17 protein-coding genes are annotated in these 18,520 nt (G+C 59.4%); 16 read left to right on the forward strand and 1 reads right to left on the reverse strand.

Translation table 11 applies throughout. From position 1 onward, the window contains the following. The first annotated feature begins 3 nt into the window (after positions 1-3). From EV281_RS01400 to EV281_RS01480, 16 genes are all read left to right on the forward strand, one after another. Positions 4-666 carry a 5' DNA nuclease gene (locus EV281_RS01400; RefSeq protein WP_132651185.1) on the forward strand — a complete coding sequence of 221 codons (663 nt, stop codon included), beginning with the start codon at positions 4-6 and terminating at the stop codon, positions 664-666. A 225-nt stretch (positions 667-891) separates the two neighbouring features. Beyond that, complete coding sequence (gene nuoG / locus EV281_RS01405; protein ID WP_132651975.1) at positions 892-2,973, forward strand: NADH-quinone oxidoreductase subunit NuoG; 2,082 nt, start codon at positions 892-894, stop codon at positions 2,971-2,973. Positions 2,974-2,985: 12 nt separating this feature from the next. Next, the gene (nuoH, locus tag EV281_RS01410; RefSeq protein WP_132651186.1) at positions 2,986-4,032 is read left to right on the forward strand and encodes an NADH-quinone oxidoreductase subunit NuoH; all 1,047 of its coding nucleotides are present in this window, start codon (positions 2,986-2,988) and stop codon (positions 4,030-4,032) included. A 37-nt stretch (positions 4,033-4,069) separates the two neighbouring features. Then, complete coding sequence (gene nuoI / locus EV281_RS01415; RefSeq protein WP_132651187.1) at positions 4,070-4,561, forward strand: NADH-quinone oxidoreductase subunit NuoI; 492 nt, start codon at positions 4,070-4,072, stop codon at positions 4,559-4,561. Between the two features lie 140 nt (positions 4,562-4,701). Continuing rightward, on the forward strand, positions 4,702-5,319 hold the full coding sequence (locus tag EV281_RS01420) for an NADH-quinone oxidoreductase subunit J (protein WP_132651188.1): 618 nt from the start codon (positions 4,702-4,704) through the stop codon (positions 5,317-5,319). Positions 5,320-5,344: 25 nt separating this feature from the next. Continuing rightward, the gene (gene nuoK, locus EV281_RS01425; protein ID WP_132651189.1) at positions 5,345-5,653 is read left to right on the forward strand and encodes an NADH-quinone oxidoreductase subunit NuoK; all 309 of its coding nucleotides are present in this window, start codon (positions 5,345-5,347) and stop codon (positions 5,651-5,653) included. A gap of 7 nt (positions 5,654-5,660) precedes the next feature. Continuing rightward, positions 5,661-7,658, forward strand: coding sequence for an NADH-quinone oxidoreductase subunit L (gene nuoL / locus EV281_RS01430; protein WP_132651190.1), 1,998 nt, complete (start codon positions 5,661-5,663; stop codon positions 7,656-7,658). Next, positions 7,658-9,169: an NADH-quinone oxidoreductase subunit M gene (locus EV281_RS01435; RefSeq protein WP_132651191.1), complete on the forward strand. Its 1,512-nt coding sequence runs from the start codon at positions 7,658-7,660 to the stop codon at positions 9,167-9,169. Before nuoL ends, EV281_RS01435 begins: the two co-directional genes overlap by 1 nt. A gap of 14 nt (positions 9,170-9,183) precedes the next feature. Further along, a complete protein-coding gene (gene nuoN / locus EV281_RS01440; RefSeq protein WP_132651192.1) occupies positions 9,184-10,629 on the forward strand; it encodes an NADH-quinone oxidoreductase subunit NuoN in 1,446 nt (481 codons plus the stop codon). Then, the gene (locus EV281_RS01445) at positions 10,629-11,393 is read left to right on the forward strand and encodes a biotin--[acetyl-CoA-carboxylase] ligase (RefSeq protein WP_132651193.1); all 765 of its coding nucleotides are present in this window, start codon (positions 10,629-10,631) and stop codon (positions 11,391-11,393) included. Before nuoN ends, EV281_RS01445 begins: the two co-directional genes overlap by 1 nt. A 17-nt stretch (positions 11,394-11,410) precedes the next feature. After that, on the forward strand, positions 11,411-13,081 hold the full coding sequence (locus tag EV281_RS01450) for a ribonuclease J (protein WP_132651194.1): 1,671 nt from the start codon (positions 11,411-11,413) through the stop codon (positions 13,079-13,081). Between the two features lie 3 nt (positions 13,082-13,084). After that, positions 13,085-13,489: a methylmalonyl-CoA epimerase gene (gene mce / locus EV281_RS01455; protein ID WP_132651195.1), complete on the forward strand. Its 405-nt coding sequence runs from the start codon at positions 13,085-13,087 to the stop codon at positions 13,487-13,489. A gap of 107 nt (positions 13,490-13,596) precedes the next feature. Further along, positions 13,597-13,872, forward strand: a complete 276-nt coding sequence (locus tag EV281_RS01460) for a DUF1467 family protein (RefSeq protein ID WP_132651196.1) — start codon at positions 13,597-13,599, stop codon at positions 13,870-13,872. Between the two features lie 594 nt (positions 13,873-14,466). Then, a complete protein-coding gene (gene proS / locus EV281_RS01470; protein ID WP_132651197.1) occupies positions 14,467-15,789 on the forward strand; it encodes a proline--tRNA ligase in 1,323 nt (440 codons plus the stop codon). Between the two features lie 16 nt (positions 15,790-15,805). Further along, positions 15,806-17,110: a lipoprotein-releasing ABC transporter permease subunit gene (locus EV281_RS01475; RefSeq protein ID WP_132651198.1), complete on the forward strand. Its 1,305-nt coding sequence runs from the start codon at positions 15,806-15,808 to the stop codon at positions 17,108-17,110. Positions 17,111-17,165: 55 nt separating this feature from the next. Next, entirely contained in the window at positions 17,166-17,849 is a 684-nt protein-coding gene (locus EV281_RS01480) for an ABC transporter ATP-binding protein (protein WP_132651199.1), read from the forward strand. Positions 17,850-17,852: 3 nt separating this feature from the next. On the opposite strand, the gene EV281_RS01485 is transcribed toward EV281_RS01480, so the two are convergent. Then, positions 17,853-18,314, reverse strand: coding sequence for a DUF5680 domain-containing protein (locus EV281_RS01485; protein ID WP_132651200.1), 462 nt, complete (start codon positions 18,312-18,314; stop codon positions 17,853-17,855). Positions 18,315-18,520 lie beyond the last annotated feature (206 nt).

The following is an 18,520-nucleotide window of genomic DNA, read 5'->3' on the forward strand; positions in this document are numbered from 1 at the left end:
CGCATGACGACCAGCACATCCGATAGCAAGGTGAGGGAAGGGGCAGCCGATTTCGCGGCTGACTTCGGCCGACTTGCTGCCGGTATGCTGGAAAATGCGCGTGTAATGCCTATTCATCCGCTAATGGCCCACCCAGCTGCGGCATTTGCCGCGGCAACGGCGATCGGTTTCGGCCTTTCCAGACAGATGGCCGGCATTTTCTTCGGCGCGCTGCAGGGTGCACTCGAAACGGCGAACATGGCAGCCGCAGCACTCGACGAAACGCCGCCGGACGAAGAAGTGCCGGAAATCGATATCCGTCCGGAAAATATCCGCCGGCCAGCTGAGAAGACCGAGCCGGCACGCAAGGTGGCAAAGCCGAAGCTGACGGTAGTTTCCACCAAGCCTCCGGCGGAGAAGAATACCAAGCCGGTAGCGGCTGCCAAGAGCAAGCCGGCCGCAAGGTCCAGGAAGGCTGATGACCTCAAGCTGATCGCCGGCATCGGTCCGAAGCTCGAACAGGTGCTGAACGCAAGAGGTATCCGCGCCTTCGCCGATATCGCCGCCTGGAGCGATCAGGACATTGCGAGCCTGGATGCCGAACTCGGCTTCGAAGGCCGCATCCTCCGCGACGATTGGGTCGGCCAGGCGAAGGTACTGGCGACGCGGGGTCGCAGGAAGAACTAGATTTCCGGCCACATGTGACGGCCGGAGGAATGGCGGATCGATCAGTGGGGCAGGGGCTCCGGATCGCAATGCCGCTGGCGGGTTTCGGGTCTCGGAACCGGCGAAGGAAAATTTGGGCAATACCAGCGCCAGGACGGAATGAAATGACCGCCTTGGCAATATGGATGTTGCAAAAATAGGTTTGTTTGCCGGTACCCGGCGAATGGGAAACAGGACTGAGTGACGATGGTTAAACTGAAGATTGACGGCAACGAGATCGAAGTTCCGGATCATTTCACGCTGCTGCAGGCGTGCGAAGAGGCTGGTGCTGAAGTTCCGCGCTTCTGCTTCCATGAGCGCCTTTCGGTTGCCGGCAATTGCCGCATGTGCCTCGTCGAGGTTAAGGGCGGTCCGCCGAAGCCGCAGGCTTCCTGCGCCATGGGCGTGCGTGATATCCGCGGCGGCCCGAACGGCGAACTGCCGGAAGTCTTCACCAACACGCCGATGGTCAAGAAGGCCCGCGAAGGCGTGATGGAATTCCTGCTCATCAATCATCCGCTCGATTGCCCGATCTGCGACCAGGGCGGCGAATGCGACCTGCAGGACCAGGCCATGGCCTTCGGCATCGACACCTCGCGCTATCAGGAAGACAAGCGCGCCGTCGAAGACAAATATATTGGCCCGCTCGTCAAGACGGTGATGAACCGCTGCATTCACTGCACGCGCTGCGTCCGTTTCACGACAGAGGTTGCCGGCATCTCCGAGCTCGGCCTGATCGGCCGCGGCGAAGACGCCGAGATTACCACCTATCTCGAGCAGGCCATGACCTCCGAGCTGCAGGGCAACGTCGTCGACCTCTGCCCGGTCGGTGCTCTGACCTCCAAGCCCTTCGCCTTCACGGCGCGTCCGTGGGAGCTGAACAAGACCGAATCGATCGACGTTATGGACGCCGTCGGCTCCGCGATCCGCGTCGATACGCGTGGCCGCGAAGTCATGCGCATCCTGCCGCGCGTCAACGAAGCTGTGAACGAAGAGTGGATTTCCGACAAGACCCGCCACGTCTGGGACGGCCTGAAGACACAGCGCCTCGACCGTCCTTACGTCCGCAAGGACGGCCGCCTGCAGCCGGCAACCTGGAGCGAAGCCTTCGGCGCCATCAAGGCCGCCGTTTCGGCAACGTCCGGCGACAAGATCGGTGCGATCGCCGGTGACCTCGCTTCGGTCGAAGAAATGTATGCCCTTTCCGAACTGGTGAAATCGCTCGGTTCCGAGAATCTTGACTGTCGCCAGGATGGGGCGGCACTTGATCCGTCGCTCGGCCGTGCGAGCTACCTCTTCAACCCGACCATCGCGGGCATCGAACAGGCCGACGCGTTGCTCATCATCGGCGCGAACCCGCGCTTTGAAGCTGCCATCCTGAACGCCCGTATCCGCAAGCGCTACCGTCGCGGCGGCTTCCCGATCGGTGTGATCGGGGAGGGCGGCGAGATGCGCTACAAGTATGACTACCTTGGCGCTGGTCCGGATACGCTGAAGGATATTCTCGATGGCGGCCACGCCTTCGCCGAAGTCCTCTCCAAGGCTTCCAAGCCGATGATCATCATCGGCCAGGGCGCCTTGACCCGCACGGATGGCGCTGGCGTTCTCGCAACGGCTGCCAAGCTCGCCGTCAATGTCGGTGCAATCGCTGAAGGCTGGAACGGTTTTGCCGTGCTGCACACTGCTGCATCCCGCGTCGGCGGCCTTGATCTCGGTTTCGTCCCGGGCGCCAAGGGCGTCAATGCCGCCGAAATGCTGAAGGCGATGGACGTGCTCTTCCTGCTCGGTGCAGATGAGCTCGATTTCTCGGCCAAGGCTGCGAAATTCACGGTCTATATCGGTTCGCACGGCGACAATGGCGCACATGGCGCGGACGTCATTCTGCCGGCCGCTGCCTACACCGAAAAGTCCGGCACCTGGGTCAATACCGAAGGCCGCGTCCAAATGGGCAACCGCGCCGGTTTCGCACCGGGCGACGCCCGCGAGGACTGGGCTATCATTCGCGCCCTTTCCGATGTGCTCGGCAAGAAACTTTCCTTTGATTCTCTCAGCGAGTTGCGCGCCAAGCTCTATGCGGCATTCCCGCATTTTGCGGCCATCGACGAGATCGCTGAGGGCGACAGCGCCCAAATTGCCGCACTGGCGAAAAAAGCCGGTAAGATGAACAAATCCGGGTTTGCGTCGCCGGTCAAAGACTTCTATTTGACGAACCCGATAGCGCGTGCCTCGGCTGTCATGGCCGAGTGCTCGGCATTGGCCCGCAACAATTTCAAAGTCGCGGCAGAGTAAGGGCAGGAACTCATGGATTCTTTCTTCTCGACCTATGTCTGGCCGGCGATCATCATGATCGGTCAGTCGCTGCTGCTGCTCGTCTGCCTGCTGATTTTCATCGCCTACGTTCTTCTTGCCGATCGCAAGATCTGGGCCGCCGTTCAGCTGCGCCGCGGTCCGAACGTCGTCGGTCCCTTCGGCCTGTTCCAGTCCTTTGCCGACCTTCTGAAATTCGTATTCAAGGAACCGGTCATTCCGGCCGGCGCCAACAAGGCAATCTTCCTGCTCGCCCCGCTTGTCACTGTGCTCCTGGCGCTGTCGACCTGGGCAGTCGTGCCGCTCGCCGACGGATGGGTGATCGCCAATATCAACGTCGGCATTCTGTACATCTTCGCGATCTCATCGCTCGAGGTTTACGGCATCATCATGGGCGGCTGGGCTTCGAATTCGAAGTATCCGTTCCTCGGTGCGCTGCGCTCCGCCGCGCAGATGGTGTCCTACGAAGTCTCGATCGGCTTCGTCATCGTCACCGTTCTCCTCTGCGTCGGTTCGCTGAACCTGACGGATATCGTCAATGCCCAGCGCACCGGCCTCGGTACGATGATCGGCCTGCCGAACTCGTTCCTCGACTGGCACTGGCTGGCGCTGTTCCCGATGTTCGTCGTCTTCTTCATCTCGGCGCTCGCCGAGACGAACCGCCCGCCTTTCGATCTGCCGGAAGCAGAATCCGAACTCGTCGCCGGCTTCATGGTGGAATACGGCTCGGCTCCGTATATGATGTTCATGCTCGGCGAATATGCGGCCGTCGTGCTGATGTGTTCGCTGACGACGATTCTCTTCCTCGGCGGCTGGCTGCCTCCGGTCGATTTCTGGCTCATTAACTGGGTGCCTGGCATCATCTGGTTCATGCTGAAGGCGTGCCTGGTGTTCTTCATGTTCGCCATGGTCAAGGCTTTCGTGCCCCGTTACCGCTACGACCAGCTCATGCGTCTCGGCTGGAAGGTCTTCCTTCCGCTGTCGCTCGCCATGGTCGTCATCGTTGCATTCGTGCTGAAACTGACGGGATGGGCAGGCTGATGTCCAACCTCGTTTCCGGCAAAATTGGAGATTGAAGATGGGAAGCCTATCCGCCTCCATCAACTCGCTTTTCCTCAAGGAATTCGTCGGCGCCTTTTTCCTGTCGATGCGCTATTTCTTCAAGCAGAAGGCGACGATCAATTACCCGTTCGAAAAAGGTCCGGTCAGCCCGCGTTTCCGCGGCGAGCATGCTCTGCGCCGCTATCCCAACGGTGAAGAGCGCTGCATCGCCTGCAAGCTGTGCGAAGCAATCTGTCCCGCTCAGGCGATCACCATCGAAGCCGGCCCACGCCGTAATGACGGCACCCGCCGCACGGTGCGTTATGACATCGACATGGTTAAGTGCATCTACTGCGGCTTCTGCCAGGAGGCATGTCCGGTCGATGCGATTGTCGAAGGCCCGAATTTCGAATTCGCCACCGAAACTCGCGAAGAGCTCTACTTCGACAAGCAGAAGCTGCTCGACAACGGCGATCGGTGGGAGCGTGAAATCGCTCGCAATATCGCGATGGACGCGCCGTACCGTTGATTGAAATTTGAAATGCCGCGGAAGGGCGCTTTGCCCGCTGCGGTCAACATGCACCGGGGCTTTGCCGGCGTAAGCTGTGTGAAGTCCTATCGGGCAGGGAAACTCCCGGCTGCCCGGGGGAAGATGAAAAAGGCACCAACATGGGTCTGCAGGCTCTATTTTTCTATCTTTTCGCCTTTGTCGCGATAGCGTCGGCGTTCATGGTCATCTGGGCGAAGAACCCGGTTCACTCGGTTCTGTTCCTGATCCTGGTGTTCTTCAATGCGGCCGGTCTCTTCCTGTTGCTGGGTGCCGAATTCCTGGCGCTGATCCTGCTTGTCGTTTATGTGGGCGCGGTCGCGGTTCTCTTCCTCTTCGTGGTGATGATGCTCGACATCGACTTCGCCGAGCTTCGCGCCGGTGTCCTCGAATATGCGCCGATCGGCGCGCTGATCGGCCTCATTCTCGCAGCCGAACTGATCGTCGTGATCGGCGGCAGCGCGATCTCGCCCGAGGTCGCCAAGACGGTCGCCATGCCGATCCCGGCGCTCACCGAACGTACCAATACGGCCGCACTCGGCGACGTGCTCTACACGAATTACGTCTATTTCTTCCAGATCGCCGGTCTGGTCCTGCTGGTCGCCATGATCGGCGCAATCGTGCTGACGCTGAAGCACCGCACCAACATCAAGCGGCAGAATATTTCCCGCCAGGTTGCCCGTACGCCCGCGACCGCCGTCGAGGTGGTCAAGGTCAAGGCGGGCCAGGGCGTGAACTGAACCGAGAGGTCAAGGAGAAAAGAACATGGTCATCGGACTTTCCCATTATCTCACGGTCAGCGCCATCCTCTTCACCATCGGCATGTTCGGCATCTTCCTGAACCGGAAGAACATCATCGTCATCCTGATGTCGATCGAACTGATCCTGCTGTCGGTCAACATCAATATGGTCGCCTTCTCGTCGTTCCTCAACGACATCGTCGGCCAGGTGTTCGCATTGTTCATTCTGACCGTTGCTGCTGCTGAAGCGGCGATCGGTCTCGCAATTCTCGTTGTCTTCTACCGCAACCGCGGTTCGATCGCGGTCGAAGACGTCAATATGATGAAGGGCTGAGCGGCTCATGTTCCTCTATAAGGCTATCGTCTTCCTTCCCCTGATCGGCGCGATCATCGCCGGCCTCTTCGGCCGCGCGATTGGTGCCAAGGCGTCGGAATATGTCACCAGCGGCCTGATGATCATCGCCGCCGTTCTCTCCTGGGTCGTCTTCTTCACGGTTGCGCTCGGCCATCCCGAAGGCGCTATCAAGGTCGAGGTTCTGCGCTGGATCCAGTCCGGCGGGATCGACGTATCCTGGTCGCTGCGTGTCGATACGCTGACCTCGGTCATGCTGATCGTGGTCAACACGGTCTCGACGCTGGTGCACATCTACTCGATCGGTTACATGCATACCGATCCGCACCGCCCGCGCTTCTTCGCCTATCTCTCGCTCTTTACCTTCGCCATGCTGATGCTGGTGACCTCCGACAACCTTGCCCAGATGTTCTTCGGCTGGGAAGGCGTTGGTCTGGCCTCGTATCTGCTGATCGGCTTCTGGTACAAGAAACCCTCGGCATCGGCCGCGGCAATAAAAGCCTTCATCGTCAACCGCGTCGGCGATTTCGGCTTCGTGCTCGGCATCGCGACCGTCTTCGTGCTGTTCGGTTCGATCAACTTCGATACGATCTTCGCCAATGCTGCGACCTTCGCTCCAGCGGAAGGTGGCGGTGCGGCCGGTGAAGTCGTGTTGAACCTCTTCGGCATGCATCTTGACAAGGCTCATGCGCTGACAGGCGCCTGCCTGCTGCTCTTCATGGGCGCGATGGGTAAGTCGGCGCAGTTCCTGCTGCACACCTGGCTTCCGGACGCCATGGAAGGCCCGACGCCGGTTTCGGCTCTCATCCATGCCGCAACCATGGTTACCGCTGGTGTCTTCCTCGTCGCCCGCATGTCGCCGATCTTCGAACACTCGCCGGATGCGCTTGTCGTCGTGACGATCATCGGTGCGATCACTGCCTTCTTCGCCGCGACCGTCGGCCTCGTGCAGAACGACATCAAGCGCGTCATTGCCTACTCGACCTGCTCGCAGCTCGGCTACATGTTCGTTGCTCTCGGCGTCGGTGCCTATGGCGCGGCAATCTTCCACCTCTTCACCCACGCCTTCTTCAAGGCTCTGCTGTTCCTGTGCGCCGGTTCGGTCATTCACGCCGTCGATGGCGAGCAGGACATGCGCTACATGGGTGGCCTGCGTCCGCACATCAAGATGACGTTCTGGATGATGATCATCGGCACGCTGGCGATCACCGGTGTTGGCATTCCCTTCACCCCGGTCGGCTTTGCAGGCTTCTTCTCGAAGGACGTCATCATCGAGGCTGCCTACGCGTCGCATTCGCCGGCTGCAGGCTTCGCCTTCACACTGCTGGTCATTGCCGCTCTCTTCACGAGCTTCTATTCCTGGCGCCTGATCTTCATGACCTTCTATGGCCGGCCACGCGCTTCGCATGAGGTCATGCATCACGTCCACGAATCGCCGCAGGTCATGCTGGTGCCGCTCTACCTCCTCGCCATCGGCGCAGTATTTGCCGGCGTGCTCTTTGAAGGCCGCTTCTACGGCGAAGAATATGCCGAGTTCTGGAAGGGCGCGCTCTTCACTGGCGCCGAAAACGAGCTGGTGGAACAATTCCACCACGTTCCGGCCTGGGTCAGCCTCAGCCCCTTCATCGCCATGTTGCTCGGCTTCGTGACCGCCTGGTATATGTACATCCGGTCGCCCTCGACGCCGCGTAAGCTCGCTCAGCAGCATCGTGTGCTCTACCAGTTCCTGCTCAACAAGTGGTACTTCGACGAACTCTACGACTTCCTCTTCGTCCGCACGGCCAAGGCGCTCGGCAACTTCCTGTGGAAGAAGGGTGATGTCGGCGTCATCGATACCTACGGTCCGAACGGCGTCGCTGCCCGCGTGGTCAACGTGACCGATCGCGTCGTACGCCTGCAGACCGGCTACCTCTATCACTATGCCTTCGCGATGCTGATCGGCGTTGCGGCGCTCGTTACCTGGATGATGCTCGGGAGTTCCTTCTGATGACCGATTGGCCCATTCTTTCAACGGTCACCTTCCTGCCGCTCGTCGGCGTGGTGCTCCTGTTGCTGATGAACGGCGAAACCGAGAACGGCCGTAAGAACGTGCTGTGGATCTCTTTGATCACCACGGTCTTCACCTTCATCCTGTCGCTCTTCATCTGGATCGGTTTCGACAACGCCAATCCTGGCTTCCAGATGATCGAGCAGCATAACTGGCTCGGCACTGGCATCGGCTACCATGTCGGCGTCGACGGCATCTCCATGCTGTTCATCATCCTTTCGACCTTCCTGATGCCTTTCTGCGTGCTCGCAAGCTGGCTCTCGATCGAGAAGCGGGTGAAGGAATACATGATTGCCTTCCTCATCCTCGAAGTGATGATGGTCGGTGTCTTCGTCTCGCTCGATATCGTTCTCTTCTACGTCTTCTTCGAAGGCGGCCTCATTCCGATGTTCCTGATCATCGGCGTCTGGGGTGGTGCTAGCCGCGTCTATGCGAGCTACAAGTTCTTTCTCTACACGTTGCTCGGCTCCGTGTTGATGCTGCTTGCCATCATGGCCATGTACTGGCAGGCCGGCACGACGGATATCGTCCAGCTTCTGAACTACAAATTCCCGCCGGCGATGCAGACTTGGCTGTGGCTGGCCTTCTTTGCCTCCTTCGCGGTGAAGATGCCGATGTGGCCGGTTCATACCTGGCTCCCGGACGCGCACGTCCAGGCGCCGACGGCCGGTTCCGTCATCCTGGCAGGCGTACTCCTGAAGCTCGGCGGCTACGGTCTGATCCGCTTCTCGCTCGGCATGTTCCCGGTCGCATCAGACTATTTCGCGCCACTCGTCTTCGCCATGTCCGTAATCGCCATCATCTACACTTCGCTGGTTGCGATGATGCAGGACGACATCAAGAAGCTGATCGCCTATTCCTCGGTTGCCCACATGGGCTACGTGACGATGGGAGTCTTTGCGGCCAACGCACAGGGTCTGCAGGGTTCGATCTTCCAGATGCTGTCGCACGGCATTGTCTCCGCCGCGCTCTTCCTTTGCGTCGGCGTCGTCTATGACCGCACCCACACCCGCGAGATCGCGGCCTATGGCGGCCTCGTCAACAACATGCCGAAATACGCCGTCGCCTTCATGGTCTTCACCATGGCGAATGTCGGCCTGCCGGGCACTTCGGGCTTCATCGGCGAATTCCTCACCCTGATCGGCGCCTTCCGAGCCAATACCTGGGTTGCGCTCTTTGCCGCAACCGGTGTTATCCTCTCGGCCGCCTATGCGCTCTGGCTCTATCGCCGGGTTATTTTCGGCGCACTGGAGAAGGAAAAGCTGAAGGCTTTGCTCGACCTCTCGCCGCGTGAACAGATCATTCTCTACCCGATGATCGCGCTCACGATCTTCTTCGGCGTCTATCCGGCTCCGGTCTTCGATGCGACCGCAGCTTCCGTAGACCATCTGATCAACAGCTATTCGGCCGCAGTGCAGGCAGCGCAGAATGTTGCGCTGTCGATGAAATGACGGGATTTTAGGACATGACCGCTGAAACAATATCCCTGAGCCTGTACCTGTCCGCGCCGGAAATCATCCTCGCGATCGGTGCGCTCGTCCTGCTCATGATCGGCGTCTTCTCGGGCGAGCGGTCCGGTCCGCTCGTCAGCGTGCTGGCGATGATCGTGATTGCGATCTCCGGACTGTGGCTGGTCTTCGTTCCGGGCGACGGCCTCGCCTATGGCGGTGTCTACCTCGCCGACGGTTTCGCACGCTTCATGAAGGTTCTGGCGCTGATCGGCTCGTTCATCGCCCTGTTCATGTCGATGGGCCTGGCGAGGGAAAACCAGCTCGACAAGTTCGAGTTCCCGGTTCTCCTCGTGCTCTGCACGCTCGGCATCATGCTGATGATCTCGGCAAATGACCTGATTGCACTTTACCTCGGCCTCGAGCTGCAGTCTCTGGCGATCTACGTCATCGCGGCGATCAACCGTGAGAGCGTGAAGTCGACCGAAGCGGGTCTGAAATACTTCGTCCTCGGCGCCCTCTCGTCGGGCATGCTTCTCTATGGCATGTCCTTGGTCTACGGCTTCACCGGCCACACGCATTTCGCAGACGTTGCCCAGGCTCTGACTGTCGAAGGCGGAAGTTCACTCGGCCTGATCTTCGGCCTCGTCTTCATCCTGGCCGGTATCGCCTTCAAGATCTCGGCCGTTCCGTTCCACATGTGGACGCCCGACGTTTATGAAGGCGCGCCGACCCCGGTCACTGCGTTCCTCGCGAGCGCACCGAAGGTTGCCGCCATGGCGATGATGACCCGCATCGTCATCACCGCGTTCCAGCCGATACTGACCGAGTGGCAGCAGATCATTGTCTTTATCTCGATTGCCTCCATGCTGCTCGGTTCCTTTGCTGCGATCGGCCAGAAGAACATCAAGCGACTGATGGCCTATTCTTCGATCGGTCACATGGGCTATGCACTGGTCGGCCTCGCAGCCGGCAACCAGACGGGCGTCACCGGCGTCATGCTCTACATGGCGATCTACATGGTCATGACGCTCGGCTCCTTCGCAATCATCATGTCGATGCGCCGCAAGGACGGCACGGTCGTTGAAAACGTCAACGATCTTGCTGGCCTGTCGACGACGAACCCCTTCATGGCTGTGGTTCTGACCGCACTAATGTTCTCGCTCGCCGGCATTCCGCCGCTCGCAGGCTTCTTCGCGAAGTACTTCGTCTTCGTCGCCGCCATCGAGGCCAAGCTTTACGCGCTTGCCGTCATCGGCGTCCTGGCGTCGGTCGTCGGTGCTTACTATTATCTGCGCGTCATCAAGCTGATGTGGTTTGATGAGGCGACTGACGAATTCGCTCGTGTCTCCGGCTCGATGCGTCTCGTCTTCGGTCTCTCCGGTCTCTTCGTTGCCGCCTATGTTCTCATCGGCGGTCCGATCGGCGGCGCGGCCGAACTCGCTGCGGCAACGCTCTTCTGATGGCTTCCGACAAGCGGCGCCGGATATCGCTCGGCGATGTCAGGCACGAGGCCTTGTCGGAAACGTCCTCCACCAATACGGAATGCCTTGCCCGCGCGCGGGTAGGGGACCCCGGTCTCCTCTGGGTGACCGCCGAAAGGCAGACCGGCGGCCGCGGCCGCCGTGGCCGTCCCTGGGTTTCCGAGCGCGGCAATCTCTACGCTTCTCTTCTCCTCATCGACCCGGCACCGATGGAGCGCCTTGCCTCCCTGCCGCTCGCAATCGCCGTCGCGGTTCATCAGGCCGTCCGCAGCGTCTTGCCGCCGGGCGCCGAGCCGCTGGAGGTGAAGTGGCCGAACGATATCCTGATCGGACGCAAGAAGACCTGCGGTATCCTCGTCGAGGGGGAGCGGCTGGCGAATGGACGCCATGCCGTCGTGATCGGTATCGGCATCAACGTGTCCGTCATGCCCGAGAACCCACTCTATCCCGTCACTTGCCTGCGCGATCAGGGAAGTGCAGCTTCGCCTGAGGAGCTCTTCGCCCATCTCTTTGCCTCCATGACCGAGGCGCTGAATGTCTGGGACGAAGGTCGGGGCATTGCCGAGATCACTGCGCGATGGCGTGCGGTTGCCTGTGGTATTGGCGAAAAGATAACTGTGAACTTGCCCGACAGGTCGATTTCCGGGTTTTTCGCCGGAATTGATGATAATGGCCTGTTGATGCTCGATACGGGCACAGGCAGGATGATGCCGATTGCGGCCGGCGATGTATTCTTTGGATAGTGGAAAAAACAAACATTATGGCGAAACAGGACGAACTGGTATTCCTGCCTCTGGGCGGCGTCGGCGAGATCGGCATGAACCTCGCACTGTACGGTTTCGGTCCTTCCGATCATCGCCAGTGGATCATGGTGGACTGCGGCGTCACTTTTCCGGGGCCGGATCTGCCGGGCGTGGATCTCGTCTTGCCGGACATCCGCTTCCTCGCCAATGAGCGCAAGAACCTCAAGGCGATCATCATCACCCACGCCCATGAGGATCACTACGGCGCTCTCGCCGATCTCTGGCCGGGCCTCAATGTGCCGGTCTATGCCTCGCCCTTTACGGCTGGGCTCCTGGAAGCCAAGCGCAATTTCGAGAAGGATGCGATCGGCGAGGTGCCGGTGACCATCTTCAAGGCGGGCGATACGATCAATGCCGGCCCTTTCAGCATTGAGGGTGTGGCCGTCAATCATTCGATCCCCGAGCCGATGTCGCTGATGATCCGCACACCGCTCGGCAATGTCATCCACACCGGCGACTGGAAGATCGATCACGAACCGTCGCTCGGGCCGCTGACAGACGAGATACGTTTCCGTCAGCTCGGTGATGAAGGGGTGCTGGCGCTTCTCTGCGATTCCACCAATGCGCTGCGCGACGGTGTGTCGCCCTCGGAGAAGGATGTCTCGGAGAGCCTGCGCAAGATCATCGAAGATGCCGAAGGTCGCGTGGCGATCACCACCTTCTCCTCGAATGTCGGCCGTATCCGTACCATCGCCGAAGCCGCCGAAGCGGCTGGCCGCGACGTCCTGCTGCTCGGCAGCTCGCTGAAGCGCGTGTGCGATGTTGCTCAGGACATCGGCTTGATGGAGGGCATAAAGCCGTTCATTTCCGAAGAGGATTACGGCTTTATTCCGCGCGACAAGGTCGTTGTCATTCTGACCGGCAGCCAGGGCGAGCCGCGCGCCGCCCTTGCCAAGCTTTCCCGCGATGAGATGCGCAACGTGGCCTTTGCCGCCGGCGATATTGTCGTCTTCTCCTCGCGCGCCATTCCCGGCAATGAGAAGGCGATCCAGGACATCAAGAACGGACTGGTGGAGCAAGGCGTCCATGTGATCACCGATTCCGAGGCGCTGGTGCATGTCTCCGGCCATCCGCGCCGCAATGAATTGCAGAAGATGTATGAGTGGACGCGCCCGAAGATCGTTGTGCCTGTGCACGGCGAGGAGACGCACCTGACGGCACACAAGGAACTTGCCGAACAGTCCGGCATCCCGATGGTGCCGCGTGTGCGCAATGGCGATGTGCTGCGCTTGGCGCCCGGTCCTGCCGAGGTGATCGACGAGGCCCCGCACGGCCGCATCTACAAGGATGGGTCGCTGATCGGCGACTTTGATGAGATGGGGATCGGTGAGCGCAAGAAGCTTGCCTATGTCGGCCACGTCGCCGCCAGCATCGTGCTCGACAGCCGCTACGACATCATAGGCGAGCCTGATCTCGTGGCCATCGGACTGCCTGCCTATGACGATGAGGGCGAGGATATGGAAGATGCTCTGTTCGATGCCGCAATCGGCGCGATCGAAAGCATTCCACGTGCCCGCCGCAAGGATATCGACATGGTGCAGGAGGCCGTTCGCCGCGCCGTGCGTGCCGCTGCAAATCATGCCTGGGGCAAGAAGCCCGTCGTCACCGTTTTCGTCACCAGGGTCTGACCGATGCTTGGCCGGGTGAACCACATCGCTATCGCAGTGCCGGATCTTGCCGCTGCCGCTGCAAGCTATCGTGGTACGTTGGGTGCCAAGGTTTCCGCGCCGCAGGCACTGCCGGAACATGGCGTGACGGTCGTCTTCGTCGAACTGCCGAACACCAAAGTGGAATTGCTGGAACCGCTCGGCGACGCCTCGCCGATTGCCGCCTTCCTCGAGAAAAATCCTTCCGGCGGCATGCACCACATCTGCTACGAGGTGGACGATATCCTAGCCGCCCGCGATAGACTGGCGGCAGATGGAGCAAGGATCCTTGGTAACGACGAGCCGAAAATCGGTGCCCATGGCAAGCCGGTGCTTTTCCTTCATCCCAAGGACTTCTTCGGTACGCTCATCGAGCTGGAGCAGGTCTGATCGCTGCGGCAGAGTGACCTAAATTGTCCACGGCCTTTGAATTGGCCGTCATTCCCGCTTATAAGCACGCAAACGAAGCGCCAAGGCGCTATACGACGGGAACCAACATGTTTCAGGCCTTCCTCCAGGGATTCGCAGTCTATTTCATCATCTGGTGGATCACGCTTTTTGCGGTCCTGCCGATCGGCCTGCGCACTCAGGCGGATGACAATGATATCGTGCTTGGCACCGTGCCTAGCGCGCCGACCCGCTTCCGTCCGGTCTTCGTCTTCTCGCTGACGACACTGATCTCAGGCGCCATCTACGGGATCTGGTATGTCGGCTCTACCTATTTCGGTCTCGGCTTCGATGCACTTCCACAAATAGGGCCTAGCTTCTATTAGGAATGGCTTTTGCTCGAACTTTGAGCAGATGTAAATGCAACCCCGAAAAAACTTGTCATACGCACGTCATGCAAGTGAGGCAAAGAGCTTGCCTAACGGAATGCGGGCTTACCTAGGGGAAGGGCGGCTTGTTTTTCAGGGGCAGTGAGAGCCGAAAAAGCAAAAAAAAACAAGGCTAAAAGCCTTGTTTTAAGTATCGCGTGATCCTTAACCGTTGCCGGGGCAGCGACGAGCGCGCCTAAGATCTGATCCTCCCAAGACTTGACCGCGAATTCGGCAAGAATTTAGCCTTCTTGCCTGTTTTGTGAGCTAAAACTAGCTCAAAGATTGTGCTTTGTCATCAGCTTTTTTTGCATTTTTGCTACACTCGCGCAAAATTTTTCTGTTGACAAGATTTGCCTACAAGTCCTTATAAATACGCGCTTTTTCGCGCTTTCTGAATTTATGGGCGCTAACATGCGTCTGCGGGAGGCCACTCGCGCCGGTCGCGGGTTTCCTTCCTGCCGCGAAGCGGCTATGAACGCTCTCATCTTTAACAAAGACCGTCGATTCCGCTTGGGTATAAGCGGCGTCTCAACTGTACCGGAATCCGCCATGCGTCTGTCCCGCTTCTTCGTGCCCATCCTCAAGGAAAATCCCAAGGAGGCGGAAATCGTCTCCCACCGGCTGATGCTGCGCGCCGGCATGATACGTCAGCAGTCGCAGGGCATCTATTCCTGGCTGCCGCTGGGCAAAAAGGTGCTGGACAAGGTCAACAATATCATCCGCGAAGAGCAGAACCGCGCAGGCGCCATCGAGCTTCTGATGCCGACGCTGCAGTCTGCCGAGCTCTGGCAGGAGAGCGGCCGTTACGACGCCTACGGCAAAGAGATGCTTCGCATCAAGGATCGTCAGGACCGCCCGATGCTCTATGGTCCGACCAACGAGGAAATGGTGACGGATATTTTCCGTTCCTCCGTCAAGTCCTATAAGGATCTGCCGCTCAATCTCTATCATATTCAGCTGAAGTTCCGTGACGAGATCCGTCCGCGCTTCGGCACCATGCGTTCGCGCGAATTCATGATGAAGGACGCCTATTCCTTCGACCTGACGCGCGAAGGCGCTGAGCATTCCTACAACAAGATGTTCACCGCCTACCTGCGCACCTTCGATCGTCTCGGCCTGCGTGCTATCCCGATGCGCGCCGATACCGGCCCGATCGGCGGCAATCTCAGCCACGAGTTCATCATCCTTGCCGAGACCGGCGAGTCCGAAGTTTTCTGCCATAAGGATTTCGTCGATTTCGACATTCCCTCGGAGAACACGGATTTCGACAGCGTTGAAGGCCTGAAGTCGATCTTCGACAAGTGGACGTCGCTCTATGCAGCGACTTCTGAGATGCACGACGAGGCAGCCTTCAACGCCATTCCGGAAAGCGAGCGTCTTTCTGCGCGCGGCATCGAAGTCGGCCATATTTTCTACTTCGGTACGAAATATTCCGAGCCGATGGGCGCTAAGGTGCAGGGTCCTGACGGTAAGGAACATTTTGTTCACATGGGTTCCTACGGGATCGGGCCGACGCGCCTTGTTCCCGCCATCATCGAAGCATCGCATGATGAGAACGGAATCATCTGGCCGGAGTCCGTTGCGCCCTTCGATGTCGTTGTGATCAACATGAAGGCTGGCGACGAGGCCTGCGACGATACCTGCGAGCTGATCTACGCAGCGCTGACCAAGGCGGGTAAGGATGTGCTCTATGACGACACGGACGATCGCGCCGGTACCAAGTTTGCGACCGCCGACCTGATCGGCGTGCCGTATCAGATCATTGCCGGTCCGCGCGCAGTCGCGAACGGCGAAGTGGAAGTGAAGGACCGCAAGACCGGCGCCCGTGAAACGATGACCATCGAGGCGGCGATCAATAGGTTCGTGGCTTAAGAAAGACGGAGGCGAAATGGCAGAGGCAGCAGTGGACCGGAGTTCAAAATCCGGCTTGGGTCCGGCTGGCAAGCCATTCTCCACCTTCGAACGCCTCGTGGCGTGGCGCTATCTGCGCGCCCGCCGCAAGGAGGCCTTCATCTCGGTCATTGCCGGCTTTTCCTTCGTCGGTATCATGCTGGGTGTCGCGACGCTGATCATCGTCATGGCCGTGATGAACGGGTTTCGCACGGAGCTCGTCTCTCGCATCCTCGGCATCAACGGCCACATGATCATCCAGCCGGTCGATGGTCCCTTCACTGATTACGCCGATCTCGTGAAGAAATTCGAAGCCGTACCCGGCATCAAGATGGCGCTGCCCCTGGTGGAAGGCCAAGTCCTTGCTTCTTCGCAGACGGGTGGCAGCACCGGTGCTCTGGTGCGCGGCACGCGTGCCGAAGATCTGAGCAAGCTCAAGACGGTCTCCGACAACATCAAGTCCGGCGATATGGTAGGCTTTGCCGCGGGCGACGGAGTTCTCGTTGGCACGGGCATGGCCGACCAGCTCGGATTGCGCGTCGGTGACCTGATTACACTGACGTCACCGGAAGGTGATGTGACGCCGATGGGTGTCAATCCGCGCATCAAATCCTACAAGATTTCCGGCCTCTTCAAGATCGGTATGTCAGAATACGATTCCTCGATCATCTACATGCCGCTCGAGGAATCACAGCTCTATTTCAATGCCGACGGACTAGTGCAGTCGATCGAACTCTTCGTCAATAACCCTGATGACATCGACAATCTCAAGCCCAAGGTCGAAGAGGCGGCCGGCAGACAGATCCTCATTACCGACTGGCGCCAGCGAAACCAGACCTTCTTCTCCGCCCTGGAAGTGGAGCGCAACGTCATGTTCATGATCCTGACGCTGATCGTGCTCGTCGCAGCGCTCAACATCATCTCCGGCCTCATCATGCTGGTGAAGGACAAGGGCAGCGATATCGCCATCCTGCGCACCATGGGTGCAAGCGCCGGCGCCATCATGCGCATCTTCTTTATGACGGGGGCCGCAATCGGCATTGTCGGCACGATTGCCGGCGTCCTGCTCGGCGTTCTCGTCTGCGTCAACATCGAGTCGATCCGGCAGTTCTTCTCCTGGGTATCGGGCACGGTGCTCTTCGACCCGCAGCTCTATTTCCTGAGCCAGCTGCCGGCCGAAATGGATATCAGCGAAACGGTTTCCGTCGTCGTCATGGCGCTGACGCTCTCCTTCATCGCGACGATCTTCCCTGCCTGGCGCGCCTCCCGCCTCGACCCCGTCCAGGCCCTTCGTTACGAATAGGCCGGGATCCAAGGTCATGCACGATCCAAGGCCAAATCCAAGGAATGCCGCATTCATGAAACGCAACGTCGTTCTCAAGCTTTCGGGCGTCGAGCGCCATTACGGGCAGGGCGAAACGCTGCTGACCATCCTCAAGGGTGCGGATTTTTCGCTGACGAGCGGTGAGATGGTCGCGCTGGTTGCCCCCTCCGGCACAGGCAAGTCGACGCTGCTGCATGTCGCCGGCCTGCTGGAACATCCCGATGGCGGCGAGGTGACGATCAACGGCCGCCCCTGTGATGGTCTCTCTGATGAAAAGCGCACGGCGATCCGCCGCAGCGAGATTGGCTTCGTCTACCAGTTCCATCACCTGCTGCCGGAATTCTCGGCCCAGGAGAACATCATGATGCCGCAGCTCATCGCCGGCCTCTCCTGGAAAGAGGCGGGCGAACGGGCAAAGATGCTTCTGGATTATATGCGCATCGGCCATCGCGGCACGCATCGCCCGGCCGAACTCTCCGGCGGTGAGCAGCAACGTGTGGCGATCGCACGTGCCGTCGCCAATGCGCCGAGCCTGCTTCTCGCCGACGAGCCGACCGGCAATCTCGACCCGGAAACCGCAAGCTACGTCTTCGACGCGCTGGAAGCGCTGGTACGGCAGTCCGGTCTTGCTGCGCTGATCGCCACGCACAACCATGAGCTCGCCGGGCGCATGGACCGGCGTGTCACGATTTCCGACGGCAAGGTCGTGGATTTCTGATCGTCAGGCGACGATGAACCCGCCGCGATAATCGAGCTCGTAAGCCTTGCGATCATTCACGAGGATGAATTCGTGTCCACGGAAATGCGCGCAGTCGCCATCGCTCGTATCGACGTAACGTCCGAGCGCATGATCGAATACCATGCCGCCGAGAAAACGGCCCTGACTGTAGAGCTGTGACAGCGCGGCGCGAATGATGGTGCCGGCGATAGCGGCATCGATGATCTCGGGTTCAATGATCCTCCCGAAATAATTCATCGCCCAGACCGGCTTTTCCTCTAGCCACACCACTTCCTGGCCGGCAAAGTCCGTGCCGCCGAAATAGCTGTCGAGATAGCGCCAGATACCACGCTTGTAGCTAAGATCGTGGGCGCCGATCCGATAGGAAGGCTGCGCCTTCGCACCGGCGACATATGTCTGCGATTTGGCTTCGACAATGAAGCTATTGAGTTCCAGCACGTCCATCGTTCCTCAACTCCGACGTTAACCATGCCCCGCAGAAGCGGGGTGGAATCCTGTTGACAACAGAACATACATGGAACAAATTAAAAACATAAGAGCAAAGGAGAGCCAAATGACTGACATGATCCGTGATATCGCAGCATTCACCTCCATCGCAATGTTCATTGCGAGCTTCTCGCTGATCGTCATGGCAATGTAAGAATTCAGGG

The sequence above is a fragment of the Rhizobium sp. BK418 genome (assembly GCF_004341105.1).
Lineage (GTDB): Bacteria > Pseudomonadota > Alphaproteobacteria > Rhizobiales > Rhizobiaceae > Rhizobium.